Origin of the sequence: Thauera sp. (assembly GCF_047601425.1) — a bacterium.
GTDB lineage: Bacteria > Pseudomonadota > Gammaproteobacteria > Burkholderiales > Rhodocyclaceae > Thauera.
Map to the genome: position 1 here is coordinate 432,595 of NZ_JASGJL010000001.1, position 25,707 is coordinate 458,301.

General features: G+C 61.7%; 29 protein-coding genes, 2 tRNA genes and 1 riboswitch. Of the genes, 13 read left to right on the forward strand and 18 right to left on the reverse strand.

Annotation, left to right across the window (positions count from 1 at the left end):
- Positions 1-133 precede the first annotated feature (133 nt).
- The 11 genes from folD (at position 134) to QM748_RS02160 (ending at position 9,096) form a co-directional block, all read left to right on the forward strand.
- Positions 134-1,009 carry a bifunctional methylenetetrahydrofolate dehydrogenase/methenyltetrahydrofolate cyclohydrolase FolD gene (gene folD / locus QM748_RS02110; RefSeq protein WP_415245431.1) on the forward strand — a complete coding sequence of 292 codons (876 nt, stop codon included), beginning with the start codon at positions 134-136 and terminating at the stop codon, positions 1,007-1,009.
- Positions 1,010-1,025: 16 nt separating this feature from the next.
- On the forward strand, positions 1,026-1,535 hold the full coding sequence (gene purE / locus QM748_RS02115) for a 5-(carboxyamino)imidazole ribonucleotide mutase (RefSeq protein ID WP_415245432.1): 510 nt from the start codon (positions 1,026-1,028) through the stop codon (positions 1,533-1,535).
- A gap of 47 nt (positions 1,536-1,582) precedes the next feature.
- Positions 1,583-2,761: a 5-(carboxyamino)imidazole ribonucleotide synthase gene (locus tag QM748_RS02120; protein ID WP_415245433.1), complete on the forward strand. Its 1,179-nt coding sequence runs from the start codon at positions 1,583-1,585 to the stop codon at positions 2,759-2,761.
- A gap of 7 nt (positions 2,762-2,768) precedes the next feature.
- Positions 2,769-3,848: an L-threonylcarbamoyladenylate synthase gene (locus tag QM748_RS02125; protein ID WP_415245434.1), complete on the forward strand. Its 1,080-nt coding sequence runs from the start codon at positions 2,769-2,771 to the stop codon at positions 3,846-3,848.
- A 68-nt stretch (positions 3,849-3,916) separates the two neighbouring features.
- Positions 3,917-3,992 (forward strand) — tRNA-Ala (locus QM748_RS02130).
- 727 nt (positions 3,993-4,719) lie between these two features.
- Complete coding sequence (locus QM748_RS02135) at positions 4,720-5,037, forward strand: helix-turn-helix domain-containing protein (protein WP_415245435.1); 318 nt, start codon at positions 4,720-4,722, stop codon at positions 5,035-5,037.
- A gap of 3 nt (positions 5,038-5,040) precedes the next feature.
- A complete protein-coding gene (locus QM748_RS02140; RefSeq protein ID WP_415245436.1) occupies positions 5,041-5,496 on the forward strand; it encodes a hypothetical protein in 456 nt (151 codons plus the stop codon).
- 18 nt (positions 5,497-5,514) lie between these two features.
- Positions 5,515-6,441 carry a replication protein RepA gene (locus QM748_RS02145; protein ID WP_415245437.1) on the forward strand — a complete coding sequence of 309 codons (927 nt, stop codon included), beginning with the start codon at positions 5,515-5,517 and terminating at the stop codon, positions 6,439-6,441.
- Between the two features lie 98 nt (positions 6,442-6,539).
- A complete protein-coding gene (locus tag QM748_RS02150) occupies positions 6,540-6,884 on the forward strand; it encodes a hypothetical protein (RefSeq protein ID WP_415245438.1) in 345 nt (114 codons plus the stop codon).
- A gap of 586 nt (positions 6,885-7,470) precedes the next feature.
- Positions 7,471-7,546, forward strand: a tRNA-Ala gene (locus QM748_RS02155).
- A 179-nt stretch (positions 7,547-7,725) separates the two neighbouring features.
- The gene (locus QM748_RS02160; RefSeq protein ID WP_415245439.1) at positions 7,726-9,096 is read left to right on the forward strand and encodes a hypothetical protein; all 1,371 of its coding nucleotides are present in this window, start codon (positions 7,726-7,728) and stop codon (positions 9,094-9,096) included.
- Positions 9,097-9,450: 354 nt separating this feature from the next.
- Here QM748_RS02160 and QM748_RS02165 read toward each other — a convergent pair whose 3' ends face one another.
- The 9 genes from QM748_RS02165 to QM748_RS02205 form a co-directional block, all read right to left on the reverse strand.
- The gene (locus QM748_RS02165) at positions 9,451-9,609 is read right to left on the reverse strand and encodes a hypothetical protein (RefSeq protein WP_415245440.1); all 159 of its coding nucleotides are present in this window, start codon (positions 9,607-9,609) and stop codon (positions 9,451-9,453) included.
- The gene (locus QM748_RS02170) at positions 9,606-10,682 is read right to left on the reverse strand and encodes a type IV secretion system protein (protein WP_415245441.1); all 1,077 of its coding nucleotides are present in this window, start codon (positions 10,680-10,682) and stop codon (positions 9,606-9,608) included. Before QM748_RS02170 ends, QM748_RS02165 begins: the two co-directional genes overlap by 4 nt.
- A 2-nt stretch (positions 10,683-10,684) precedes the next feature.
- Complete coding sequence (locus QM748_RS02175; protein ID WP_415245442.1) at positions 10,685-10,951, reverse strand: EexN family lipoprotein; 267 nt, start codon at positions 10,949-10,951, stop codon at positions 10,685-10,687.
- Positions 10,948-11,427 (reverse strand): hypothetical protein, encoded by a 480-nt coding sequence (locus QM748_RS02180; RefSeq protein WP_415245443.1) that lies wholly within the window; start codon positions 11,425-11,427, stop codon positions 10,948-10,950. Before QM748_RS02180 ends, QM748_RS02175 begins: the two co-directional genes overlap by 4 nt.
- A 12-nt stretch (positions 11,428-11,439) precedes the next feature.
- Positions 11,440-12,177, reverse strand: coding sequence for a P-type DNA transfer protein VirB5 (virB5, locus tag QM748_RS02185; RefSeq protein WP_003480883.1), 738 nt, complete (start codon positions 12,175-12,177; stop codon positions 11,440-11,442).
- A 312-nt stretch (positions 12,178-12,489) separates the two neighbouring features.
- Positions 12,490-12,960, reverse strand: coding sequence for a hypothetical protein (locus QM748_RS02190; RefSeq protein WP_415245444.1), 471 nt, complete (start codon positions 12,958-12,960; stop codon positions 12,490-12,492).
- 8 nt (positions 12,961-12,968) lie between these two features.
- Positions 12,969-13,664 (reverse strand): StbB family protein, encoded by a 696-nt coding sequence (gene stbB / locus QM748_RS02195; protein WP_415245445.1) that lies wholly within the window; start codon positions 13,662-13,664, stop codon positions 12,969-12,971.
- Entirely contained in the window at positions 13,661-14,038 is a 378-nt protein-coding gene (locus tag QM748_RS02200) for a hypothetical protein (RefSeq protein ID WP_415245446.1), read from the reverse strand. Before QM748_RS02200 ends, stbB begins: the two co-directional genes overlap by 4 nt.
- Positions 14,038-14,343: a hypothetical protein gene (locus QM748_RS02205; protein ID WP_415245447.1), complete on the reverse strand. Its 306-nt coding sequence runs from the start codon at positions 14,341-14,343 to the stop codon at positions 14,038-14,040. Before QM748_RS02205 ends, QM748_RS02200 begins: the two co-directional genes overlap by 1 nt.
- A 548-nt stretch (positions 14,344-14,891) precedes the next feature.
- On the opposite strand from QM748_RS02205, the gene QM748_RS02210 reads away from it, so the two are divergent.
- Together QM748_RS02210 and QM748_RS02215 are read left to right on the forward strand one after the other, a co-directional pair.
- A complete protein-coding gene (locus tag QM748_RS02210; RefSeq protein WP_415245448.1) occupies positions 14,892-15,488 on the forward strand; it encodes a plasmid mobilization protein in 597 nt (198 codons plus the stop codon).
- Positions 15,485-15,991 carry a hypothetical protein gene (locus QM748_RS02215; RefSeq protein ID WP_415245449.1) on the forward strand — a complete coding sequence of 169 codons (507 nt, stop codon included), beginning with the start codon at positions 15,485-15,487 and terminating at the stop codon, positions 15,989-15,991. Before QM748_RS02210 ends, QM748_RS02215 begins: the two co-directional genes overlap by 4 nt.
- 49 nt (positions 15,992-16,040) lie before the next feature.
- Here QM748_RS02215 and QM748_RS02220 read toward each other — a convergent pair whose 3' ends face one another.
- The 9 genes from QM748_RS02220 to QM748_RS02260 form a co-directional block, all read right to left on the reverse strand.
- Positions 16,041-18,395: a S8 family peptidase gene (locus QM748_RS02220; protein WP_415245450.1), complete on the reverse strand. Its 2,355-nt coding sequence runs from the start codon at positions 18,393-18,395 to the stop codon at positions 16,041-16,043.
- A 139-nt stretch (positions 18,396-18,534) separates the two neighbouring features.
- Positions 18,535-19,566, reverse strand: a complete 1,032-nt coding sequence (locus tag QM748_RS02225; RefSeq protein WP_415245451.1) for an AAA family ATPase — start codon at positions 19,564-19,566, stop codon at positions 18,535-18,537.
- Positions 19,559-19,876 carry a helix-turn-helix domain-containing protein gene (locus tag QM748_RS02230; protein ID WP_415245452.1) on the reverse strand — a complete coding sequence of 106 codons (318 nt, stop codon included), beginning with the start codon at positions 19,874-19,876 and terminating at the stop codon, positions 19,559-19,561. Before QM748_RS02230 ends, QM748_RS02225 begins: the two co-directional genes overlap by 8 nt.
- Positions 19,877-19,973: 97 nt before the next feature.
- Positions 19,974-21,110 (reverse strand): integrase, encoded by a 1,137-nt coding sequence (locus tag QM748_RS02235; RefSeq protein ID WP_415245453.1) that lies wholly within the window; start codon positions 21,108-21,110, stop codon positions 19,974-19,976.
- Between the two features lie 333 nt (positions 21,111-21,443).
- Positions 21,444-22,016, reverse strand: a complete 573-nt coding sequence (locus QM748_RS02240) for a TMEM165/GDT1 family protein (RefSeq protein WP_415245454.1) — start codon at positions 22,014-22,016, stop codon at positions 21,444-21,446.
- A gap of 9 nt (positions 22,017-22,025) precedes the next feature.
- Positions 22,026-22,198, reverse strand: a riboswitch (yybP-ykoY riboswitch).
- A gap of 114 nt (positions 22,199-22,312) precedes the next feature.
- Complete coding sequence (gene yghU, locus QM748_RS02245; RefSeq protein ID WP_415245455.1) at positions 22,313-23,185, reverse strand: glutathione-dependent disulfide-bond oxidoreductase; 873 nt, start codon at positions 23,183-23,185, stop codon at positions 22,313-22,315.
- 120 nt (positions 23,186-23,305) lie between these two features.
- On the reverse strand, positions 23,306-23,854 hold the full coding sequence (locus QM748_RS02250; RefSeq protein ID WP_415245456.1) for a rhodanese-like domain-containing protein: 549 nt from the start codon (positions 23,852-23,854) through the stop codon (positions 23,306-23,308).
- Between the two features lie 35 nt (positions 23,855-23,889).
- Entirely contained in the window at positions 23,890-24,228 is a 339-nt protein-coding gene (locus QM748_RS02255; protein WP_415245457.1) for a hypothetical protein, read from the reverse strand.
- A gap of 11 nt (positions 24,229-24,239) precedes the next feature.
- Entirely contained in the window at positions 24,240-25,601 is a 1,362-nt protein-coding gene (locus QM748_RS02260) for an NAD(P)/FAD-dependent oxidoreductase (RefSeq protein WP_415245458.1), read from the reverse strand.
- Positions 25,602-25,707: the final 106 nt, after the last annotated feature.

The window sequence follows — 25,707 nt, forward strand, 5'->3', positions numbered from 1 at the left end:
CGCCGAACCGGGCGATGAAGTGGACAATTTCGCTTGGAATAACCAGCTGATCCAGCTGCTGGGCTGGGCGATGAATGGGTACGCGGCTCGGGCGCCTTGCTGTAAAATCCTGCCCTTTTTCGAGGCTTTACCGATGACCGCTCGCATCATCGACGGCAACGCCCTGTCGGCGCGTGTCCGTGGCGAAATCGCAGAACGTGCCGCAGCGCTGACGGCACGCGGTGTGCAACCTTGCCTGGCGGTCATCCTGGTCGGCGGCGATCCCGCTTCCGCCGTCTATGTGCGCAACAAGGTCGCCGGCTGCGAGAAGGCCGGCATCCGCTCGCTGCGCTTCGACTACCCGCAGGACGCCACCCAGCAGGAAGTCATGGCCAGGCTCGCCGAGCTGAACGCCGACCCCTCCGTGCATGGCATCCTGGTGCAACTGCCGCTGCCCGCGCATCTGGACGAGACGGCGGTGCTCGAAGCGATCGACATCCGCAAGGACGTTGACGGCTTCCACGCCGAGAACGTCGGCCTGCTGTCGCAGAACCGCGAAGGCTTCGTCCCCTGCACGCCGAACGGCGTCATGAAGATGCTGGAAACGGCCGACGTGCCGGTGCAGGGCGCCGAGGCGGTGGTCATCGGCCGTTCCAACATCGTTGGCAAGCCGATGGCGATGCTGCTGACCAATGCCGGCGCCACCGTCACCGTGTGCCATTCGAAGACGCGCGACCTCGCTTTCCACACCCGCCGCGCCGACATCGTCGTCGCCGCCATCGGCAAGCCGCGCTTCGTCACCGGCGACATGATCAAGCCGGGCGCGACCGTCATCGATGTCGGCATCAACCGCCTCGACAGCGGCCCGGATGCCGGCAAGCTGTGCGGCGACGTCGATTTCGCCTCGGCGGCCGAAGTCGCCGGCGCGATCACGCCGGTGCCGGGCGGCGTCGGGCCGATGACGATCACGATGCTGCTCGAGAACACCGTGGTGTCCGCCGAACGCTCGGCGCGCGACGCCGGCAAGTGAGCCTGAAGAGATGACGATGAATACGACCGCGACCGCCCAGCCCCTGGTGGGCATCATCATGGGCTCGAATTCCGACTGGCCGACCATGCAGGCGGCGGCCAAGATGCTGGCCGAATTCGGCGTGCCCTACGAGGCGCGCGTGGTGTCGGCCCACCGCACGCCCGACCTGATGTTCGAATACGCCGAAGCCGCGCGCGGCCGCGGGCTGAAGGCGATCATCGCCGGCGCCGGCGGCGCGGCCCACCTGCCCGGCATGGTCGCGGCCAAGACCACGCTGCCGGTGCTCGGCGTGCCGGTGCAGTCGAAGGCGCTGTCGGGCCAGGATTCGCTGCTGTCCATCGTGCAGATGCCCAAGGGCATCCCGGTGGCAACCTTCGCCATCGGCGAGGCCGGCGCGGCCAACGCCGGCCTGTTCGCGGTGGCACTGCTCGCCAACGAGAATGCCGAGCTGGCGGCGCAGCTCGAGGCTTTCCGCGCCCGCCAGACGCAGACCGTGCTCGACATGGAGCTGCCGCCGCCGGCCTGACGTACTGTAGCCGTATCCGCCGAATTCCGCCCACTGAAGGCCCCCCAATGTCGTCCAGCAACACTTCCTCCACGATCCTTCCGCCCGCCACGCTGGGCATGCTCGGCGGCGGTCAGCTCGGCCGCTTCTTCGTCGCCGCGGCGCATGAAATGGGCTACAAGGTGTGGGTGCTCGACCCCGATCCGCACAGTCCTGCAGGTCTGATCGCCGACCGTCACCTGGTCGCCGGCTACGAGGACTATGCCGCACTCGACGAACTGGGCGGCGGCTGTGCGGCGGTCACGACCGAGTTCGAGAACGTGCCGGCCGGCACGCTGGACTACCTCAGCAAGTTCATCCCGGTGCACCCGGCGGCGAGCGCGGTGGCGGTGTGCCAGAACCGCATCGCCGAAAAATCCTTCCTCGCCGACAATGGCCTGCCGCACGGCCCCTTCGCGGTGATCCGCAGCGAGGACGACGTCCGTCATGCCGATGCCGGGCTGTTCCCGGCGGTGCTCAAGGTCGCGCGCTTCGGCTACGACGGCAAGGGCCAGGCGCGGGTCGCGAGCCACGACGAGGCGGTCGCCGCCTTCCAGCATTTCAAGGGCGAACCCTGTGTGCTGGAAAAGATGCTGACGCTGGACTGCGAAGTCTCGGTGGTGCTGGCGCGCGACGAGGCCGGCACGGTGCGCTGCTTCGCGGCCGGTGAGAACCGCCACCGCAACGGCATCCTCGACGTCACCATTGCGCCGGCGCAGGTTTCGGCCGATTTGAGGGACACGGCCCGCCAGACTGCCGAACGCATCGCCGAAGAGCTCGGCTATGTCGGCACGTTGGGCGTGGAGTTCTTCGTCTGTGGCGGCGGACTCGTCGTCAACGAAATGGCGCCGCGCCCGCACAACAGCGGCCACCACACCATCGACGCCTGCGACGCCAGCCAGTACGAGCAGCAGGTGAGGGCGCTGTGCGGCCTGCCGCTCGCCGTGCCGCGCCAGCATTCGGCCGCAGTCATGGTCAATCTGCTGGGCGAACTCTGGTATGCCGACGGCAAGGGCCATGGCGCCTACCGCGAGCCCGACTGGGCCGTGCTGCACGCCGTGCCCGGGCTGCGCCTGCACCTGTACGGCAAGCACCACGCCCGCCCCGGTCGCAAGATGGGCCATTTCGTCGTCACCGGCGAGGATGCGGACGAAGTGCTGCAGCGCGCGCTGCAGGCCCGCGCCGCGATCGGCATCCGCGACGAGTGAACGAGGCGTGAGCAAGGACACCGCAGTCAAGCCGCGCGGCCGCATCGAGCCGCCCACGCTGGTGGCGATCCGCGAGGCTGCCGGTCTGCTGCGCGCCGGCGACATCGTCGGCATGCCGACCGAGACCGTCTATGGGCTGGCTGCCGATGCGCTGAATCCGGAGGCGGTGAAGAAAATCTTCGCCGCCAAGGGCCGGCCTGCCGACCACCCGCTGATCGTGCATCTGCCGTCGGCCGAGCACCTGCCGCGCTGGGCCGAGAGCATCCCCAAGGATGCCATCGCGCTCGCCCGCGCCTTCTGGCCCGGCCCGCTGACGCTGATCCTGAAGCGTGCTCCCGAGGTGCCCGACGAAGTCACCGGCGGGCAGGACACCGTCGGCCTGCGCGTGCCCTCGCATTCCATCGCCCTGGCGATGCTGCAGGTCTTCGGCTCCGGCATCGCCGCGCCCAGCGCCAACCGCTTCGGCCGCATCAGCCCGACCACGGCCCTGCACGTTCAGGAAGATCTGGGTGAGCGCGTCGCCATGGTGGTCGATGGCGGCCCCTGCGCCTTCGGCATCGAATCCACCATCCTCGATTTTTCGCGCGACGTGCCCGAGATCCTGCGCCTCGGCGCGATCACGCCCGACGCCATCGCCCGCGTCATCGGCCGCCGCCCGCGCGTGCGCGGCGAGGCCGGGGAAACGCCATCGCCACATGAGGGTGCAGGGCAGGAAAATGCCGCAGCCCAGGCCGCACTCGCTCCGCGCGTATCCGGCGCCCTGGCCGCCCACTACGCGCCGCGCACCCCGTTGCGTCTGGTGCCGTCCGCTCTGCTGGCCGACGAAGCGGCCACGCTGGCGGGCGAGGGCAGCCGCGTTGCGGTGCTGGCGTACGGCCAGGCCGACCCGCAGGACTCGCGCCTGATCTGGCAGGCCATGCCCGCCGATCCCGCCGCCTATGCCCACGATCTCTACGCCAGCCTGCGCACCGCCGACACGCTGGACGCCGATTTCATCCTCGTCGAGGCTTTGCCCGACGAGCCCGCATGGCATGCGATCGCCGACAGGCTGGGGCGTGCCGCAGTAGGCTCCGGCGAGGGCGGTTGAAGCTGCCAGACGGGCTGTGGCGGGGCTTCCATTTCACGCCCCGGCTCTCTATAATGCGCCTTCTTTCAGGGCCGATAGCTCAGCTGGGAGAGCGCTGCGTTCGCAATGCAGAGGTCGGGAGTTCGATCCTCCTCCGCTCCACCAAAAACACCACATCACAAAGCCTCGGAAACACAGGATGTTCCGGGGCTTTGTTGTTTTCAAAGCCTTGATTTCATTGGAGTTACGACAACATCTAGCCTGACTTGGCAGCTCCGAATCAATTATTTTCGGTAGCAGCCGGGATGTTCAGGTATCCGGCCCGATCCCGGAAAATTTTGTCCCTCAGTGGGACAGATTTGGGACAGGCCCGCAGCGTTGGATGTTGCGGCGCAGACCTGTGCCGACATCGCACGAAGCCAGGATACGGCCTCCCGCGCTTCCCAAGCCATGTGATACCTGGCTAACTTTTGCTGCTTGTCCCAAAGACAAGCGATAGATCGAACGCTGTAGCCCCAAGAGCGCCATCGCTTGCCGATACGCACCGGGCTTGGGTTTAAGACACCCTGACGCGGGGAGATGGGCCGCGTGACCGCACCGAAAAGAGGTGCTGACTACCTCGGAAGATGTTGAGGTTGACACTGCGGAAGTGAGACGTGGCATTGGGCACCCCGTACATGGCCGATAACGGGGTTGCAGCATCGGCTAGACCGACCTGAAAGCAGGTTCTGTGACGGGGACAGTTACCCGTCCGGCGTTCGCCCCCTTCAATCTTGAATGGAGCGGCGAACATGACTTTCGTCCCTACCCTCGTTACGCGCGCTGCGATCACCGTTATCGCGCTGCCTGTCTTCGGCTGCGCCTTCCTCGGCTTCGGCCCAGGAGGTGGCGCATGACCGTCATCGTGACCTTCCTGGACTTCCTCAGTTCGAGGTATCCCCCGACGCTGACCATCGAGCAGGTTGGCGAGATCACCAGCGAGAACCCGCAGACCATCCGCAATCGTCTGTCGGAAGGGAAGTACCACATCCCTTCCTTCAAAGTCGGCAGCAAGCGCCTGTTCAAGCTGATCGACGTGGCCGAGTTCATCGAGCGCCAGAGCACGGCCGATCCAAGCCACCCCGGCAACAAACGCCCTCGTCGTGGCCGGCCTACCAAGGTCGAGCAAATGGCGCGGCAGCAGGCGGCCCATGCGGATGCACGGGGGTGACTCATGGACAACCATCAACCCTCGATGCGGCATCGTCCCGCAAGGGTCGGCGCGGCTGCGCGGCCGGAGCGCGCCCCCGCCGACTATCTCTTTCATCGCAACGACATCCCGTTGGAGGTCAAGGCTTTCGCCTTGGCACGGCTCGGCAACGACACGCAGGTTCATCCAGCTCGGAGAAATGGTAGCTACAAGGGCACCATCCTGCTGAACTCCAGAGACTGGCTCGTTCAGGCGCTCGGCCGTCACATGAAAACCGCCGTTGCCCATCGCAAGACGGACGTGATGCTGGTCGGGTCGGTCAAATGGCGCGATGAGAACCGCCGCCTGGGCGGCGCTGCGGTGCAAGTTCACTACAACGGCGGCAGCGGCAAGGTGTACCCCCTCCAGAGCGAGCAATCGCGGCCAAGGCCAGCGCGCTCATCAGAGCCGACGCGCGGCTCCACAGGCATCGAGAGGTGAGCCGTGGAGCGTCTTCAAATGCCCCTGCCGGGCACCGGCAGAAGCGCGCGTGCGCCCACCAGAAAGGCAACCAGGGCCAGCCCCGCCAAGGTCGCGGACTTGATTGCCACGGCACTTGCCATCCAGGAGCAGGACGCGGCGGAAGCCGGCCAGATCGGCTACATGGCCCGCGCCATGATCTGGGCCTCGATGCCACACAAGAAGGTCGAGGGCGCGCACTACAAGCGCGACAACGGCCTTGCGTCCATCACGATGCTGGTCGATCCCGACATCGGCCTGCCCTACGGCAAACTGCCCCGACTGATTGCCGCGTGGCTGACGAGGGAAGCGAAGCTAACCGGCTCCCGAGAGTTGATGCTTGGGCGCAGCCTGGCCGAGTTCGCCGAGAAGCTTGGACTGTCCACGAGCGGCGGCCAGCGCGGCGACACATCCCGATTGAAGGTGCAGGCCACCAAGCTGTTCAGCACCTTCGTTTCCGTGACGACGCACCAAGGCCAGGACTACGCCTACAAGAACGTGGCGCTGTCCGATGCCGGCATGTTGCTCTGGAACCCGAAGAAGCCTCACGAGCGGTCACTATGGGAAAGCACGATCACGCTATCCAATGCGTTCTACCGCGAGTGCATGGACTACGCCGTACCGTTCGACCTGCGCGTGCTGCACCGGCTGCGCTCACCGCTGGCGATAGACCTGTATCTATGGCTGACGTGGCGCATGTTCATCCTGCGCCGGCCGGTGCTGATCCCGTGGGTTTCCCTTCGCTTCCAGTTTGGCGCGGGCTACGCGACCACGCCCCAGGGTATGGCGCACTTTCGGGCGGAGTTCCACCGCTGCCTGCACGAAGTGAATGCGCTCTACCCCGGCGCTCGGGTAGCGCCGGAACGCGACGGGCTGCGTCTGTTCCCCAGCCCGCCACATGTCGATGCGCTGCCCTTGGCGCACTGATTCGCCTGCCCAGCCGGCAACGCCCGCGATGGTGACGCCGGCAGCTCGGCCGCCGGCGGAACTTGTCACCAATCACTCAACACCCCAGGAGCCCTCATATGAACCAGCGCACCACCGATCACACCGAAGCGGCCATCGACCCCGCCGTGATCCTCGATACCTTCTTCGACTCAACGAGGCCGCCCGGCCGCAAAAGCCGCGCATGGACGTTCGAGCACTTCCGTGAGGCATGCGACACACCGGGAGCCAATCGCGTCCAGGCGGTGCTCGCGGTGAGCAACACGACAGGCTTCACGCTGTATGCGCGTCAGTCTGGATGTCTGCACCCCGTTACGCACGATGACCGCCCCGTGCGTTTCCGTACCATCGAGCAGGCGTTGGACACCCTCTCTGATGTGTCCTACCTTGCCCCCGAGATCGCCATCGACACATCGAGTTGGTGACGCCGGAGAGCTGGCCAGGTCATGCGCGTGTCACCAATCACCTGTGGGCATGCCTGTGGATGACGAGAGTTGTCCACGCTGAAACACCGATACGGCATAGAAACCGCGTGAACCCTTGTCTGGCAAGGGTTTGCGGTTTTCCGGGCGAACTTATCCACGCTGAAACGCCGATACCACTGCGCTGAAACACCGATACGGTCACGCTGAAACACCGATATCGAGCGGGCTGGACAGAGGTGCAACCCATTGTCCATAAACGAGTTTTTCACACATCAGCCTACCCGCATGTAGTTTTGCATTTAGCTTTTCAAATATATATAAACAGGTAGTTGGACAGCCTTCAGCCGTGGACAACCGAGCACACACCGCCCCGGCCTGCGGGCCGAGCGAAAAAGGCGCCTCCGGCGCTGAAGCGGCAGAGCCGCCTTTCTCCCCCGCACCAGCGGTGCGAGAGGGGCGGCGTGCTGACTAGTTTTCGTGACGCCAATCAACTCAACATCTGATCTGAATAGGTGCCCTCATGGCGACAAGACGCCTACCTGGTTGACCTCCAGTGTCACCAAAGTGCTATCATGCCGTCCTCTGTGGGGTCATAGCTCAGCTGGGAGAGCGCGTCGTTCGCAATGACGAGGTCGGGAGTTCGATCCTCCCTGGCTCCACCACCAATCAAAGGCCAACTCTGCTGAGTTGGCCTTTTTCTTTGCGGAATCGCCAGTATTCGCGGAGTTCCGGGCCAGGATGCAGTGGCTGGTGGTGCCGGGCTGGGTGCAGCAGGGAACAGGATCGCTACTGTAACTGGATGGGCACGACAATGCCGCAATGCGGCGGGATGAGTAACGACATGTCCTTGGCTTCCGATCTCAAATCATTGGTTGATGAACTGGATCGCATTCATGGCGGCGCTGCACCATGGGCAGAGGAAGCCGGCATCCCTGAGTTCGTCACCGCCGAGAACGGAATGCAACGGTATTTCAATAAGAAATCGAGGGAGGCTCTGTGGCAGATTTCAAGAGTCCTCCACGAAAACCGCCCCCCCAGTGCGCTGAAGATTGAAATTGATGAGTTCGCAAAGACTGCTCGACAAGCCGTTGCTGACATGCATGCTGCGGAGGAGTTCACGGGGTTTGATGAGAGTGACAGCGGCAATCTCGTTCCTCGACTGAAAACCCTCATCGAGGATCGAATTGCGAAAATTGCATTGGAATACACACACTACTTCCCTGCGTGGACACTGGGCATGGAGAGGGACGCTCCGTTCGTGCTTGGCCCGGTGACATTTCTCACTCGATCAGATTGGATTGACTCGGTAGATTTTCCACAGTTGGGAAAAGAGCGTTACCTCAACCAGTCGGATGCTAATTTTCGCTGGAAGGACATTCTCAAGGACGCAATTCAGAAGCCGAAGGACAGCACGCCGCTTGATGGGCTGGCCGGTGCCGTCTACAGTGCCATTTCCGAATGCCCATCACTGGTGAAAGTCACTGTCCTCGGCTACGAACGCAATTTGTCGCGCAAGCTGGCCAGACTGGCGGCCAAGACCGCCCTCGACGCCATCTCCTTGGGCTTCGGGGCACCGGAGTGCTTTCAGCAGCAGGCACTTCACGAAGAACGACTACCGCCCGTTGGCACCAACAGCTTGATTGAAACGAATGGGCTGCTTTGGTTACCAGGAAGTTCTCTTGGAAAACGAATTCCATCACTCTCGCCAGCCCGGGTGAAGCAGGCGCTGTCCGATCTTGCTCCGATTTTTCCTGCATTTGGCGAAATCCTCGGAGGGGTGGTTAACCCTTCTGGGCACAAGCATCCAAAACTCGCCAACCGGTGGGCTACTGCACTGGACTGGTTCGGTGAAGGGAATCGAGAATCCAATGATGCCATTGCACTTGCGAAGCTCGGAACCAGTTTGGATGTGCTGAGTAACGGAGGAAAGGCGACCGGGATTGGAAACATGATTTCTCATCTCACGGGCACGGACAAGACCACACAAGTGATCCGAGGCAGCCGACCGCGAACGCTGAAAGGTCTGGTGGAGGACATCTACAATGGGGGCAGATCAAAGATTTTGCACGGCACCCACTACGACAGGCTTGAGTCGTTTGCCGTCGAGCGACAGCAAGCAGCATATCTTGCGAGAATCGTGTTGATTGAATGCGCGGTTCGGCTGGAAAAATACACCGGACCAGACGAGGAAAAGGCATTTCGAACGATTTGAAGGGTGGCGAACGCCCGCACCACTCCGCTCACGCCTGCCGATTGCTATCTGCTACACTTAGCACAATTCAGGTAGCGGCATCGCCCGCCACCACCGAATCAAGGAAGGGCCAAGCTGATGCTTGGCCCTTCTTGTTTGTGTCCTCATCCTGAACGCCCCGTTTGAGTAGCGTAGTAGTAATAGTAAGACTATTACTACTCCTACCGTTGCCGATAGTGACACGGCGATGACCTGGCCGAGCTGTCGGCGTCACCAATGCCCGGCGATGGTGACAAGCCCGTGCGATCGAGGAAGATCCACCGTCGCCAAAAAAGAAGCCCCGCCGAGGCGGGGCCGTGGTGCGGATCAAGGGACTTACCGCCGACGTAGCGCAAGCCGAACGTGACGCCAGAAGATGCGCCATTCTCCAGGCTGGCCACCACCGAGCAGCAGCGCCCGGAACATGGCGAACGCCTCGCCCGGCCGCTTGCGGTACGCCTCGGCCATTGCTTCGTCGTGCGGTCTATCGTTCATGGGCTTTTCCGTTGCAGGTTGCCCAGGGTTGCCGCGTTGTATGCGGGCTGCCATCCACCGCCGCCGGCATTGGAAACGCTATTGCCTCGGAGCTTGTTCACGCCCGCTTTGCCAAGACCGTAGGCACCCTTGCCCAAGCCGTAAGCGCCTTTGCCAAGTGCCAAGCCAGCCTTTGCCGTTTGCTGGGCGCCGCGCCGGCCTTTGTCCAGGCTATCGGTCAGGCCGCGTGCCGTCATGACAGCCATCGAGATACCGCCAGCCAGAGCCGCAGCCATCGGCATGACACCCTTCACGATGCCATAGAGGATTGCTGCCACGACAAGCAGCTCCAGGGCCACCATGAGCATGTTCTGATCGGAGTCGATGACGACCTTCGCTATTTCGTTGTCGTAGATCGTGACGCCAAGCGTCAGCACGACCGCCGTCAGCGCAACAATCAGAACGTGGTTCAGCACGAAGCCCACCCAGGAATCGAAGAACTTCGCCGTGACCGGAAACATCAGGCACATGATGAACACCGGCCCAATGGCAAAGAGGATTTTCAGGTAGATGGTGGACATCAGGATTGCGATGCCGCCGAACACCACGACCAAGGCAAAGCCGATGGCAAGAATCGCCATGATGAGGTACCACATGAAGATCGTCCCCATCTCCCGCCAACTCGCCGCCTGCGCCTTTTCTCGGCACTGCATGATCAGCTCAAGCCCCTTGCTCAAGCTGCTGTCCAGAGAGGCGTAGATCGAGCCACCAGCCGAGCCGGAGAAGGCGGACGTTAGCCCTTCTTCGATGCCCCGGAAGGCTTCGACAACACCATTCAGGTACATATCGGCATTGAGGGCCATCGTCCCCACGATCATGACCTTGACCATCTTCAAAAGCCCTGTTTTGAAAGGCTCCTGAACTTGCCCGGTCATCATCATGTAGGCATACAGGGTGATGTAAAGCGTCAGCGCGCCGAGTGCCCAGGGATAGACCGTTGCAATGGTGTCGCCGGCCACGTTCGTGACAAAGGTCGTCGTGGCATTGTCCAGGGTGCCGCCGATGCCCTGGAAGACGTTTGTTGTTGCTGGCATGGCTATTTGCCTCCCATCTTGATACCCGTCATGGGCTGGACGTTGAGGCCGCGCCGCTTGCCCGCATCGGCAAGGCTTTCAGCGCGTTCCGCGTTGATGCAGTTCGGCGTTTCGGACAGTTCGCCAGGATTGGCGCGGCACTTCGCCAAACGGTCGGTCCGCTCGGTTGCGTGTTCCTTGTACCAATCGACCGACTGGACGGGTTCAGCCGGTTCCGTGCAGCCGACCAAGACAGCCGAGACGATCAGGGAGAGGATGAGCTTTCTCATTTCCCGACCTCCCGCGCTTCGGCTTCGATGGTGCGGCCAGCAGCTTGCCGGGCTTCATGTTGTTGCATGACTTTCAGCGCATGAGCTACTTCGGCCGCTTCGATGATTTGGCGAGAGGCGAGGAAGCGCAGCGTTGCTTCCCGGCGACCTGCATAGGTCGGTGTCAGGAACCTTTCCCGACCATTGAAGTAGCCGATGGACAGACTGGTGACAGCGCAGGCGACCGCCAGGAGCGTTGCTTGCCAGCTCATGAGCTGGCCTTGACTGAATAACGGCAAGGTGAAGCCGTACCAGTCGTTCGCGGCGAAATAGGCCACCATCAAGGCCGCATAGATGGACACGCCATCCATAGCGAACATATGCACTTCGCGGCCGATGGTTTCCTTCCACTTGCCGAAGCGGCGCACGTCGTGCCAGAAGCCGATAACCATTGCTGCGTACAGGCCCGCGAGCAGGCCGGAGAGGACGTAAATCATGACAGTCCCCCCTTACGGACGCAGCGAAAAGTTCATGGGCTGGACTTTGAGGCCGTCGCGCTTCGCGGCGTCTCGCACGTTCATTTCGTGCGCGCGCTGTTCTTGCAAGCGATCCTCGGCCGCCGCCACCATCGCGTACATCTGGAGCTTGGTTTGCTCGTTCTGGATCATGGCCTGTTCGGCAGCGATGCGGCCTTGCAGCTCGGCAATCGCTTTGGGGTCTGGCGTGTCGTTGATCTTCGCCATGAGCTGGTCGATTTGGTTCAGCCGTGACTTGGCCTTGTCGTAGGCGTCCAGGGCGAAAGCCTTGTCCTGGGCACCCTTGACGGCCTGGGCTTCGCACGCGGTGCGCTGGTCTGCGATCTTGAAATGGGCGCAGGCATCAAATGCCTTGGTGTCCTCATAGATCGACTGCGCCCTGCCGCTCAGGCCGGCATAGCCGCCCGTTTTCACGGCGTCATAAACGCCCTGCCAGTCGGCCGGCAGGTACTCGCGCAGCGCCGGATTGTTCAGGATGTTGCCGAGGCCGCGCGAGCCGGTCAGGGACTCGTACTGCTGCTTCATCTGGTTGATCTGGCTGGTCATCTGGTCGTACTGCATCTTCCACTTGGCGATGGTTTCGACCTGGGCGGCGATTTGTTGCGCGATGGAAGCGCCGTCAGTGACCGGGATTTGGGCCTTGGCCTCGTGGTTGCCGAAGATCATCCAACCGGCTACGCCGAGGACTGCCAGGACTTTGATTGTGCTCATGTGATTGCCACTCCTGTTGAAAAGGAGGGCGTCGGGCCTACCGGCCATTCCGCCACCGTCGGCAGCGGTCTTGCTTCCCATCCAGGAGCGTGCCCCGAAGGGCTTCACAGCGAGTCTTTCCACGCGGTCATGCTGTCTGTTTCAGCACGTCAGACCGGGCGCGGCGCGGAGCCGGTCGAGCAGATGGGCGATGCCCAAAACTATTGATTCCGAAATGCCAAAACCTAGTGTGCTGGCATTCCGATTGTCCTACTTTGGCGTGGTCACGCCAATGGTGACACGGCGTGTTCGCTTCGTACCCGTCTTCAATGCTTATTGGTGTGCCGCCTCCTGAATGCGTTGCTGGGTCTTCTTGTCCAGGTCGTTCCATACCACGCCCAACGCCCTGCCATACCGTGCCGAAGTCAGCAGACCATCATCCGCAAAGCGGGCGCTCCCGTAGCCCGCAAGCGCGCCAAGAAGCGCTACGACGAAAACGACAAGGGTCATCTTCCATATGCCCCAACGGCCGTTCGATTCGTCATGCCGCCTCACCACTTCATGAAGCACGGATTGCATGTCCTCCCGCATCGAAATCCGTTCCTGGGCTGCGAGCGCTTTGAGCCGTTGCTCCTGAGCCTCACCATAGGCGTCGATGACCGACTGCGCATCCCTGGTCGATTTGACGATGGCCCCGCAGACCGGCCCCAAGGCTTTGGGTAACTCCTTGATCGAATCATGTAGGCGACCCACATCGCCGAGCAATTCTGCAATCAAGGCATCGTGAGCTGTTGTCGGATTCATAACCGCTCTCACCGGAACAACGTCTTGAAGACCGCATCCAGCTCAAGCGTGACGCCCTGGGCCAGCCGTTGAATGCCGAGCAGCTTCGAGTAGGCCAACTTCTCGGCTACGTCTTTAGCCTCTTTGATCTTGACCTTGAAGTCGGTGGACTCTTCAAGAATCTGCTTCATGGTCATATCAATACCTCGAAGATCATCGTAGATGCCATTGCGATGGACGACGGCCGCCGGGTTCAAGGCGAACTTCTTGCCTTCCTTGTGATATTCGAACAACCCAGGGAACAGTCGTTCGGGAAGGCGGTCCGGCGGCACCATGTTGAAGATCAGCCGAATCTTCTTTGCGGGCACACCCATGCCGGACAGTGCTTCGATGGTAGAGATCGTGTCCCGTTGCTGCTTGCTGTCGGATGTCGTGGGCACCACGAAGAAATCGTAGTCCTCGTGCGCTCCTTGGTATTGCTTCATCAAAGTCACGAAGTCTTCGACGTTCGACTGACCGACATCAACGATTGCGCTATCAAGCAGCAGCAATGCGTTCTGTACTTCCTTGAAATCCTCTCCCCGCATAGGTTCTTGACCCGAGGCATCCGAGTTGATCGACTCGACGGGAATCAGTTCGGCGTCCGTCATGCGCGGAAGCAAAAGATGCTGAGCGATAGTTGACTTGCCGACGTTGCCGGAAAAATTCATGACGGCGATTTTCATTTTTGCTTCTCCTGGATGCGTTTAAGAATCGAGTTTTGTGTTTGTGATGAGATGAACCGATGAGCAAGAGCTTCGCGCTGCTCGCGTGCATCCATCGGCGTGGTGTTTTCCTGCGCGATGGCCTCGGATGGTTCTGGTGCTACCGGAGGTGCCGCCGGCACAGGCGAGGCGGAATACCCCTGAACGCCATGCCTACTCAGGTAGGCCGACAAGCCGCCGACGGACACCTTGACCCCGTTCGTAGATAGGAACTCTCGAATCTGTTCGAGAGAGAAACCACGCTCCCGAAGCATCTGGATTTCGGAAAGAAATGGAGCAATGCGGGATCGCTTTCCGGCGGGTCTGACTTGCTGCATGAACTCGTTCACGTCCATCACAGCTCATACCCATGCGAGACCAGCACCTGGGCCATGTTGTAGCCCTCCCATGAGCCGGGGCGGGTGACTACCATGCCGGCATCCTCGGCCAGCATTTCCAGCAACGTGACCGGCGTCAGGAGGCCGTGACTGGTGAAGCCATCGCGCGCTGCATGCACGCCGCTGCAACGCCTTGCCAGTTCGGCAAGTGCCTGAGCTGTGCGACTGTCGATGGTCAGGACAAGTTGGGTTCCACCGGATGCGGCATCTTCCCCGGTGACTGGCCCAGCATCGGAGCCGGGCTGATTGACGATATTGCTCATGCGCGTATCTCCCGAAACGCACGCGAGAAAGCCTCGACGAGCGAACGGTTCAAGGGAGATCGGATGAAAGTCGCCGACGCTGCTGCGCCGTTGCTTCCTATCAAGCGGGAAGGCCGCTCTTCCCAATGAGTGGGGAAATCACCCGGCTGCAAAGCCGTTCATCGCGAAGCAAGCCCTGACGGGCTGCACTGCTGCCTCTGACAAGCGAGGCCGTATCCGACGACGACATGCTGCTGTCACACAGCACACCGAAGTTATTCAAGGAACTTCGGAACCTGTTCGCATTTTATCAGTGTGCATCGCGTCGTCAACGTAATTTCACGCACATGAACTGAACTGCTTCTATTTTCTGCACATAGAAGTATGAAAGCTTCGTTTTCATTCAAATCACTGCTCAGTTATTCACGCGGGTACCAAACTGAAGCGTTTGACTCTTCGTCATGACGAAAAAAGTGTGTGGGGGTGGGCTAATGCAGGATAGGCTAACGCCGGTATTTTGTGCCACACTACGTCTGCACTTTGCCCACACACCTCGACTAGGAGGCCCTATGCCGCGCAAGGCCGAGATTGGGGCGACACGAGATAGCTACGTATATCGTCTTCGCGTCCCCGCTCCATTGAAGGCGCAATGGGACGAGCATTGCGCCAAGCAAGACAAGAATCCGTCCGTGGTGATGCGGGCGCTGATGCGCTACATCATCCAAGACGACATGCCGCCCGACATTCGCCACTGGATTGCCGAGCAAACCGAGGGCGAGCCGGACGGAGGGCCGAAAGAACGCCTCGAAGTCCGCTTCACGCCCACCGAGTTCCAGGGCATCACGGCCCGTTCCCAGACCGAGGGCTGTTCGCCGCAGCGTTGGGTTATCAACTGCGTGCGTGCGAGCTTGACGCACGAACCGCAGTTCACGATGGAGACGACGAAAGCTCTATGGGAATCGTCCTACCAGCTCCGGGCCATCGGCCGGAACTTGAACCAGATCGCCAAGAGGTTGAACGAGGGCAAGCCCGCCAGCATCAAGGCCGAGCAGATAGAGAAACTGGCGGCCTACATCTACCGGCACACGGACAAGGTGGCGGCCGTTCAGGACGCCAGCCTTAGCCGTTGGCTCATACGAAATATTGAAAGTCGCAAAATCCAGTGATGGGGCGGATGGGATTTTTCTTTCCTTTCTTGCGCAATAGCAAGCGTAAATTTTCCGCCGTCGAAGTTCGTCTTGCCACTACAAGATGGTCCCAGACCTTTGTCGAGCCCAACCCAGATTATCGAGCCACCATCCTTAACAGCATGGGGCAAGAAGTGGGTTCCGCCACCTTCGGTGTAAGCCCACTCGACGATGCAACTTATGTGTATCAGATCGAGGTACATGCAGAGCATCGAAGACAGGGCTATGCCTTGGCATTCTTATTCTGGCTATACAACGAATACCGTCATCCAATTATTCCGATACACATCGTCGGCAACGCCATAGGGTTTTGGTCAGCGGCACGCGCATTCCCGCATCGGTTGCTTATCGTTAAAGACGAATTACGGACAAGCGAAATGGCCGCAGAAAAGATGCGCTGGGCACACCTGATTCCCGAGCCAGAACATATACGGCTTCAGCGAATTTGCGAAGCCTCACCGACGTGGCGGCATGAAAAGTAATACTTGCCACGGACTCAACATAAGCACGGTATGCACACCGAGACTGCCCTTACACTCCCACGACAACTGCATTCGCCACTGGGATTTTCTGAGCGACAGCGGTGTAAAGATCAACGTCCATCTGCTGCGTCTGAATAGACACGACAAGGCTATACCGCGCTGGCAAGCCATAGCGCTCCAGCGCAGGCCGTGTCCGCCACCAGCCGGCAGATGGGTAGACCGCGATGAATCCACGGCTGGCCAGTTCGGCGGCCGTGCCTTTCCACACATCCTGATGCAACGAGCCACGATGCCGTCTCTGACCGCCCAGCAGCCAGTTCGGATCGGAAGGATTGACTGGATCGCCATCACCTTCGTCTTCACGCTGTGCGGCGGCGTTCAGCCGTGCAATGAAGTGATCGGTGGAAGTATCCAGTGGACGCTGCACGTCGAAGCGTAGGCGATGCGAAGGGTAGTGATACTTCGACGCGACGCCCCGCGCCGAAGGATTGGGCTCGACGAAATACGACAGCGTGACACGCATCTCGACGGGCGTGTCCTGCAATGCTTCCAACTCGTCCTTCGGCCACGGCAAGGAATGCAGGTTCATATCCCGGGTAACGACCCCTTTGCCCTGAACCTTCGCATATGGATACACCAAATCTTCAACCACCAGCGTCAAGGAGTTGCCGGCGCTCCACAGTGCGCGGTTCAGGTCCGGTGTACCCCAACCGCAGTGACGGATCAGGTTGACGAAGTTATCCTTATTCGGAGCAGCCGGCAAAAACATCGCACGCATGGCATCGCTCCATTGCGCCGAATGAACAAGCAATGCGCGCACGGTCTCCGCTCGAAGATGCGGATAGGCGGCCATGATTCGCGCCGCCATGCCGGCACACAGCGCCGATGCGGCGCTGGTGGCATTGCTGGTGGTGAATAAGCGGGCCTGCGGCTGGTTGTGGGTGGTCAGTAGGCTCAGGCTCGTCATCCACGATGCGCCCAGATCATCCTTCGCCGCGTTGCCGCCTTCCAGTACCACATCAGGCTTGAGCGGCCACGCGCGATCCCAGGTCTGTGTCGTGGTGGTGAACGGGCTGAGCCCACCCGCTCCGGCAATGGGGTTCAAGGACGGATGCCCCTGTGTGTCGATCTTGTCGGTGCAAGCGCCCACGGTGATGGCATTCCATGCCTGCCCTGGATCATGCACAAGGTTGGTGGCCAGGCAGTCGGGATACGTGGCCCACGCATTGGCATCACGGTTGTTGCCGGCGGAGAGCACGAACAGACGCGGGTTCTCGCCCGTGCCATCCGCATCCGCCGCGAGGCTATCAACGGCAGCCGACCATGACGAAGGTCGGCCCCGGTCCCGATAGTCCGAAGCCGTCACGGCAGAAGTGAACACGCGGGCGCGAGCCGGCGCAGAGATTTCGGGGCGCGCGACGCCTTCCGCGAACAAGTAGGCGTGGTGCCGTGCATCGCCTTCGTTGGCGCCTTCCGCTGGCACCAGCTTCACCGACTCCAGCCGATGCGGGACGCTGATCGCGCCCGCAGAAGACAGGGCATCGGTGAGGTCGCCGTAAGCTGCTAGACCGGCCAAGCCTGTACCGTGATCCGCTTGGTCATCCACACCCCACGCCGGCTCCACGGTATGCAGGTCCGCCGCGTCCATCAAGGGCTCCAGCAGCGGATGCGCGCGGGTTACGCCTGAATCCAGCAGGCAGACCCGGGGGGCATCGTCTGCGGGCTGCAACTGCGCACGCCGCAGCAGATCGTCTGCCCATTGGCGCTGATCTTCCACCTCCATGCCGTCGAAGAACTCGGCGGTCTCTTTTGCATAGCGAAGCTCGGCCACGCAGTTCAAGGTCATTACCGAGCGCGAGAGTTGCTGTTGCGAGCCATACATCAGCAGCACTGTGCGCTCAGGGAAGTTAGCCTGCTTGTCGCTGACCACACAATCTGCCAGGCGGGCAAGTTTCTTGAAATCCTCCACCACGGCTTGCCGCTGCCCCGCACCTCGAACCGGAAGCCACACTTCCCACCAGAAAGCCGTGGCGGGATCAGCCGGCAGCAGTTCGGGCGCATCGGTCCACAACGCCCTGATCTCCGCCGTCCGGATGGATTGGATGGCATCAATCAGCTTGCGATTATCTCGCGCCTTACCGGCACGATCTTTCTTCTCCTCCAGATAGTCGGAGATGTATTTTTCAAAGTGAGCCAGCTTTCCATCAGGGACAAAGACATTGGCGAAAGTTTGGTTGCCCTCGTGGCGAACACTGAGAAGCTCGATTCTTTGGCGAGCATCCGCCAAGCTCTCAAATGCCAACTCGACATTCGGTAGACTGGAAAACTGGATTTGTAAGCCAAGACCACTTTCCAGTTGCAGCTCCTTATGAACTCGCACTGCATCTGCCGCAACAGGCTTCAATACTTCGATTTGCGCTCGAAGGGCTGCACTATGTTGTGGACGTGGCAAAGCTGGTACGTTTCGCGTCGAGCCACCGCCCGGAGAATGCGCGGTGAACTGGATAGCCTCTGATGTGTCTCGAAGAATGAAATGGGGGCGTTTAGCCTGCGGTTGATCCGGCATGGTTCGATGCAGCCTTTTTGTCGTTCATTCTGATGCTGAATTTCCGGCGTTCCTCGAAGGCCCGCGTCAGCGCCTCAGGCGCCACGCGGTCATCATCGTGCATCACCGCCTCCTTGATGGACTCGTCCACGGCGCGCTTGATTTCCGCGTAGCTCAACCCCTCCGCCTTCGCCGTGAGAGCCTTCAGGGGGAAGGGTTTCGGAGCAAACTTCCCTAGTCGCGCCTGCAGCAGCTTGGCGGCTTGTGGCCCGCTCGGCAGCCGGTACTCGATCACGTCGTCGAATCGACGGAAAAGCGCGTAGTCGAGTATCTCCACATGGTTGGTCGCAGCGAGGATCAGGCTGTGAGACTGGTCGCTTTCGATCATTTGCAGAAAGCTGTTAAGCACTCGCCGGATCTCGCCCACGTCGTTGGCGAGTCCTCGCTGCGAGCCGATGGCATCGAACTCGTCGAAGAAATAAACGCCACGAACCTCGCTAATGGCGTCGAATACTTGGCGCAGCTTGGCCGCCGTTTCCCCCATGAACTTGGTGATGAGCGCATCAAGCCGCACGGAGAACAAGGGAACGCCAAGCTCGCCTGCCAGCACGGAGGCCGTCATCGTCTTGCCCGTGCCGGGCGGCCCCACCAGCAGCAGTTTGCGCCGTGGCGACAAGCCATGCTCGCGGATGCGCGAATGGTGCTTCTGCTCCTTCAAGATGCGGCCAAGCTGCTCGGCCACATCCGTATCGAGCACCATGTCCACCAGCCGATTCTTCGGATAGGCCACCGTCAGCAGGTTCGCCAGCTCGCCGCGGGGACGCGCCAGCGGCACCAGATTGCCCGTCGCATCAGCGGGCGAGACGCGGGCCTTGGCCGCGTCGATCATGTCGCGCAGTTCCTGGGCGAGCTTGCCGTGGCCCACCTTGGCTTCGCGGGCGGCGACCTGCATGGCTACGGAATAAAAGTGCCGGTCATCCCGTTCGATATGGGATTTCACCAACGCCTTGAGTTGTTCGGCATTAGCCATAGTGGCCTCCCACCTGCGCTGTCATGTTGTCCGGTGTTTCCAGCGATGCCAGCGCAGACTGCATCAACTGATCGGCGACCTGCTCGTCAATGTCACCCAGTTCGTTCTGATCGGCGGCCAGAACGAACAACAGACCTACAGGCACATGCAATGCCTCGGCAATTTTGGTGACCGTCGAAAGCGTCGGATCGCGCTTGTTGTTCTCAAGCATCGACAAGTACGAGACCGAGCACTTGGCCCGATGCGCAATGGCGCTTTGTGAGGCTCCCCGTTGCGTCCGGCACAGTCGAATAGCTTGACCTACATTCATGACACTGTTTTTCCAAGGGTTGCGGCGAGCGCGAAACTAGCACGATTTTACCATCAGTGAACCCCTTTCCTCCAGTTCGCGCAATCGCAGAGCTACCTCACGCCAATCGTTTTGCCAAGTCCTTCGCCCTGGGGTGGTAGTACCGCATCAGCATGCGCGGGTCCTTGTGGCCGGTGATCTTGGTCAGCTCGTGCATCGGAAAGATGGCGGCCAGACGCGACGTGGCTTCATGCCGAAGATCGTGGAACCTCAGATCGACCAGGTACTTCGGGTCTGGCCGAACCTTGCCCGCCTTGCATTTATCCTCGTATGTCTTCCTGGCACGCTCCACGGCGCGCTCGAACGCGCGCGTCACCGCATCACTGCGAATCTTGAACACGCGGCTGTCGTCTTCTTCGGCCTCGTCACCTTCCTTCTCGTCCTCGTTCTCTTCCGGCATCAGGGCTTCGAGCACGGCCACCGCCTTTGAAGAAAGTGGCACGTCGCGCGGCTCCCCGTTCTTCGTCTTGGGTAGGTGAGCCACGCGATCCTGGAGGTCGATATGCTCCCAGCGGAGGCCAACGATTTCGCCGCGGCGCATCGCGGTCTCCACGGCCAATCGAATGATGGCCGGGAGAACGCTGGAGCCAGTGGCAGCGATCACACGCGCCAGTTCGTCGTCGGGTGTATCCCGACTGGACTCCTGATCCGCGGCTTCTTCGCCGGCCTCCCGTGTGTCAGCCTGCTTGGCCGCCACGATCCGCCGGGTGCGTGCATTGTTGGGTTGCGGTTTGCGCACCAGTTCCAGGGGGTTCGACAGGCTCTCCATGCCCCATTCCTTACGCGCAATGTTGAAGACGTGGGATAGCAGTTGCAGCCGCCGTAGCACGGTGGCCGGCTTTAAGGTCTTCAGCCATTCATCGCGCAGCTTGGCGATGTCGGCGCTGCGAATCGCCGGCATGGTTCGCAAGGCAAGCTCAGTACCTTTCCAGATCCGCAGGACGGATTTCTCGGCTTCCTCGCCGTTCTTGTGAACCGTCACCTCGCGCTCGTATCGGCCCAATGCCTCGTAGAGCGTTGTTGCCTCGGCCTCGGCCCGGCTGACGAACGCGCCTCGGTCGATCTGATGTTCGATGGCTCTGGCCCATTCCTCAGCCTCGGCGCGGGTGTTGAAGGTCTTGACCTGATCGGGGTAGCCCTTGCGGCGAATCCGTGCCTGCCATTGCAGTTCGCCGCGCTTGCGGAAGTTGGCCATTTTTCGTGTTCTTCACCTGTCGGCACCGGCAGTCAGTGGGACAGGATTGGGACAAAAAAGCCAATCACCATACCAAGAGAATGCGGCCTATGCCTATAAACTGTTGATACGCATAGACTACAGTATTCCCGGCGGAAGTCGAGTTCAGGCGTTCGCAATGCAGAGGTCGGGAGTTCGATCCTCCTTCGGTCCACCAGGAATTCCAGACAAAAAGGCGCATACACATAACCGTGTAATGCGCCTTTTTGCTTTCGGCGGCATGATGCAGCCGCCGTACGTAGTACAGCTTCGGTGGGGCAGCCAGGCGCTGGCTCGTCCCCACCAGCGAGGTTTTCAGAACAGGCTGCCGACGTTGAACAATGTCAGCACGCCCAGAATACAGAAGATGGCCGCCGCAATGCCGTGCACGACCGGCATGGAGACCTTCCTGGCGATCTTGTCGCCGAGGAACACCGCCGGCACGTTCGCCAGCATCATGCCCAGCGTGGTGCCGAGGACGACCGGGATGACATCGATGTAGCGGGCGGCGAGGGCGACGGTGGCGATCTGGGTCTTGTCGCCCATCTCGGCGAGGAAGAAGGCCACCACGGTGGTGCCGAACACGCCCAGCCCGCGGGTGTTCCGGGCGGCATCGTCCTCGATCTTGTCCGGGATCATCATCCACACGGCCATGGCGACGAAGGAGATGCCGATGACCCAGCGCAGCACGTCCGGCCCGAGCGCCTGGGCGACCCAGCCGCCGACGGCGCCGGCCGCAGCGTGGTTGACGAGGGTGGCGACGAAGATGCCGGTGATGATGGTCCAGGGGCGGCGGAAGGTGGCGGCCAGGATGATGGCCAGCAGCTGGGTCTTGTCGCCCATTTCACCCAGCGCGACGACGCCGGTGGATACCAGAAACGCTTCCATGAAAACGGGAACTCCAGGGCCGGAAAGACGAACGACCACGCCGCCTCCCGGCCCTAATCCGTAGGCAGTGCGGTCAAAGGTCTTGCCAGGCCTGGAAGCTGTACGCGCCATGGCCTGTCGGCCAAGCATGTTGACGCGCACCCCTGCGTTGCGCAGGGCGGCTACTCCCCGATGACGAGCGGGCGCGATTCTAGCATCGGCGTGCGGGTGGCGGAACTTGCTGTGGTTTTTGTGCGAAGGGCTGGCCGGAAGGGCTGCTTGCTGCCGCGCCCCTCCGGATGCCTGGCCGACAGTGCTCAGGACTTGGCTTGCAGCTTGTCCTGCGTGCGGGTGTCGAAATCGCACGCGTCGTGGCGCTCGTGGAGCTGCTGCTCGAGCGGACCGCTGACACGATTGACCATGCGGCCACGCTTGACCGCAGGGCGGGCGGCGATTTCAGTGGCCCAGCGTACCAGATGGGTGTAGTCCTGCACCTGCAGGAACTCGGCGGCGTCGTACAGCTGGCCCAGCACCATGCCGCCGTACCACGGCCAGATGGCGATGTCGGCGATGGTGTATTCGTCGCCGGCGATGTAGCGGCTTTCGGCCAGCCTGCGGTTCAGCACGTCCATCTGGCGCTTGGCTTCCATCGCGAAGCGGTCGATGGCGTATTCGATCTTGGTCGGCGCATAGGCGTAGAAATGGCCGAAGCCGCCACCGAGGTAGGGGGCGCTGCCCATCTGCCAGAACAGCCAGGACAGGCATTCGGCGCGCTTTGCCGGTTCGGTCGGTACCAAGGCGCCGAATTTTTCCGCCAGGTAGAGCAGGATGGCGCCGGATTCGAAGACCCTGACCGGTTCCGCGCCGCTGCAGTCGAGCAGGGCGGGGATCTTGGAGTTCGGATTGACGCCGACGAAGCCGCTGCCGAACTGGTCGCCGTCGCCGATGCGGATCAGCCAGGCGTCGTATTCGGCGCCGGCGTGGCCGAGAGCCAGCAGTTCTTCCAGCATCACGCCGACTTTGACGCCGTTCGGCGTGGCCAGCGAGTAGAGCTGCAGCGGGTGTTTGCCGCGCGGCAGTTCGCGGTTGTGCGTGGGGCCGGCGATCGGGCGGTTGATGTTGGCGAAGCGGCCGCCGTTGGCCTTGTCCCAGGTCCAGATCCTGGGCGGGGTGTAAGTGGTGTCTGTCATGCTCGGGCCTTCAGCGTGGGATCGACGAAGCCAGCATGATAGAGGAGCAGGTGAACGAATTCGAGGCGGATGCTGCAGTCCGTCTCGAGTCCGGGCGCAACAGAACAGATGTGCGGCAGCTCAGTGCTGGTCGATGCGGTAAATCTTGTCGGCGTTCATCTTCGGCGACCACGGCAGCCCGCTGTTCTGCCAGCCGTTCTGCAGCCGGAAGCCGGCCTGCGGACCATCCTTGATTGCCGCACCCTGGAAGCCGTTGACCACGTAGCGGGCGTTCGGGAAGCCGTTGGCGCGCAGGAAGCTGGCGCTGGGTTCGCCGCGTTCGCTGCCCGAGCGGCACATGGTGATGATCTCGGCGTCGCTGCTCATGCCGCGCTTGTCCAGTTCGGCCTTGATCTGTGCGGCGAAGTCCGGGTTCTGGTACAGGCGGAAGACGCCGCGTTCGGCATTCCATTGGCCGCGGTCGACCAGGATGAAGGGAACATTGACGTGGATGGCGTCGGTGAAGCCGACGAACATGATCTCGACCGGATCGCGAACGTCGACGAACAGCACGTTCGGTTCGGCATTCCGGATCTTGGCGTAGGTTTCTTCGGCCGAGATGGCGATGTCGGCTGCTTGTACGGACAGGCTGGCGAAGCAGAGGGCGGCGGCGATCAGAAGGCGTTTCATGGCGGCAGTGGCTCCTGTGGGTAGGTTCGCGTGCTTCAGGCCGCCCGGCGCAGGCTGGCAGCGATCGGCCAGGCCAGTGCGGCGGCAACTGCACCGAAGGCGGCGGCATAGAAGAACAGGTTCATCCAGTCGACCCAGTAGCCCATGTTGGCGAAGGACGACTTGGTCATGCCGGGGGTGATGAAGAAGGTGATCGCGGTCACGCCGATGCCGACCGCGAAGGCGGGGACGAGGCCTCGCCGCCAGCCAACACCGGGCCGGGTGGCGGCGAACAGCATCAGCATCGCCCACAGCAGCAGGCTGGCGACGACCTGCGGCAGGTACTGCAGGCCCAGTTCGAACAGGATGTTGAGGGTCAGCCAGATTTCGTACATTCCGTTCTCCTTCAGACCCGGCCCTTGAGCACCGCCATGTAGGCAGGCTTGAGCAGGCGGTATTTCATGACCCAGGCGAAATAGCTGTCCTGCAGCGGATCGATCATCGGCAGCGAGGGCGTCAGCTTGTTGTCGTAGTCGAATTCGACCAGCAACGCCGAACCTTCGCGGATCAGCAGCGGGCATGAGGTGTAGCCGTCGAATTGCTGCGAGGGTTCGCGGCCGGCGATGACGTCGATCAGGTTCTGCGCGACGAGCGGTGCGCTCTTCTTGATCGTGGCCGCGGTCTTGCCCTTGCCGGTGCCGTTGATGTCGCCCAGGCCGAAGACGTTGGGGAAGCGGCGGTGGCGCAGGGTCCTGGGATCGACTTCGAGCCAGCCGCCTGCGGCGAAGCCGCCTTCCTGCCACGGCAGGGGACTGTTCCTGACCGCATCCGGGGCGCGCATCGGTGGCACGACATGGATGAAGTCGTAGCCGAGCTCGGTGCGATCACCCTCGGGGCTGGCGACCGTGGCACGGCGGGTGCCGATGTCGATGGCGACCAGCTTGCTGTTGAAGGTGACGGGAATGTCCAGTTCGGCCCAGCGGCGCAGCACCTCGTCGTTGATGCGCGGCACGCTGAAGATGTTGTCCAGTGCGGAGTGGAAGGCGATGCTCGATGTGCCGCGGGTGCCGGCCTGCTTGAGCCGGTCGGCGACCATGAAGGTCATCTTGAGCGGTGCGCCGGCGCATTTCAGCGGAGTCGCGGGCAGGGTCATCAGCGCCGAGCCGCCTGCCTGGCGGAACGCGTCCATCGCCCGCCAGGTCGCTTCAGCGGCGGCGGGGCTGGGGTAGACGCTGCCCAGGCCGTTGCTGCCGATGGCGGCGATGTCCATGCCTTCGATCTGCGCATAGTCGAGGTGCAGGCCGGTGGCGACGACCAAGTAATCGTATTCGACGCGCTTGCCGCCGTCGGTGATGACGACATTGGCGACCGGATCGAACTCAGCGACCATCTCGCGCACCCATTCGACACCTGCCGGCATCAGGTCAACGTTGTGGTCACTGACCTTGTCGACCGGCCAGATGCCGGTTGCCACGAGGGTGTAGCCGGGCTGGTAGTTGTGGATTTCCTTGCGATCGATGATGGTGATCCTGGCGCCGTCCAGCTCGCGCGACAGGCGCGCGGCGATGGCGAGACCACCCAGGCCGCTGCCGGCGATGACGATGTGTGCCGAGGTCTTCAGTGCGGCGTTTGCAGGCGTGCTGGCGAGTGCCAGGCCGGTTGGCAGACCGGCGCCGGCAATGGCCGGCAGTGCCGATGCACCGAGCAGGAAGCGGCGGCGGCCGCTGGCTGGTGCTCCGGATGGATATGATCTGGATTTGTCGGACATTCTGTCTCCCCTGGTTGGCATGGTTCAGCGCAAACGGGCCGCTGTTCATGTCTGTGTCCGATCAATCATATAAGTGTTTGCTCACATATCCGTGGTCCGGTCGTGG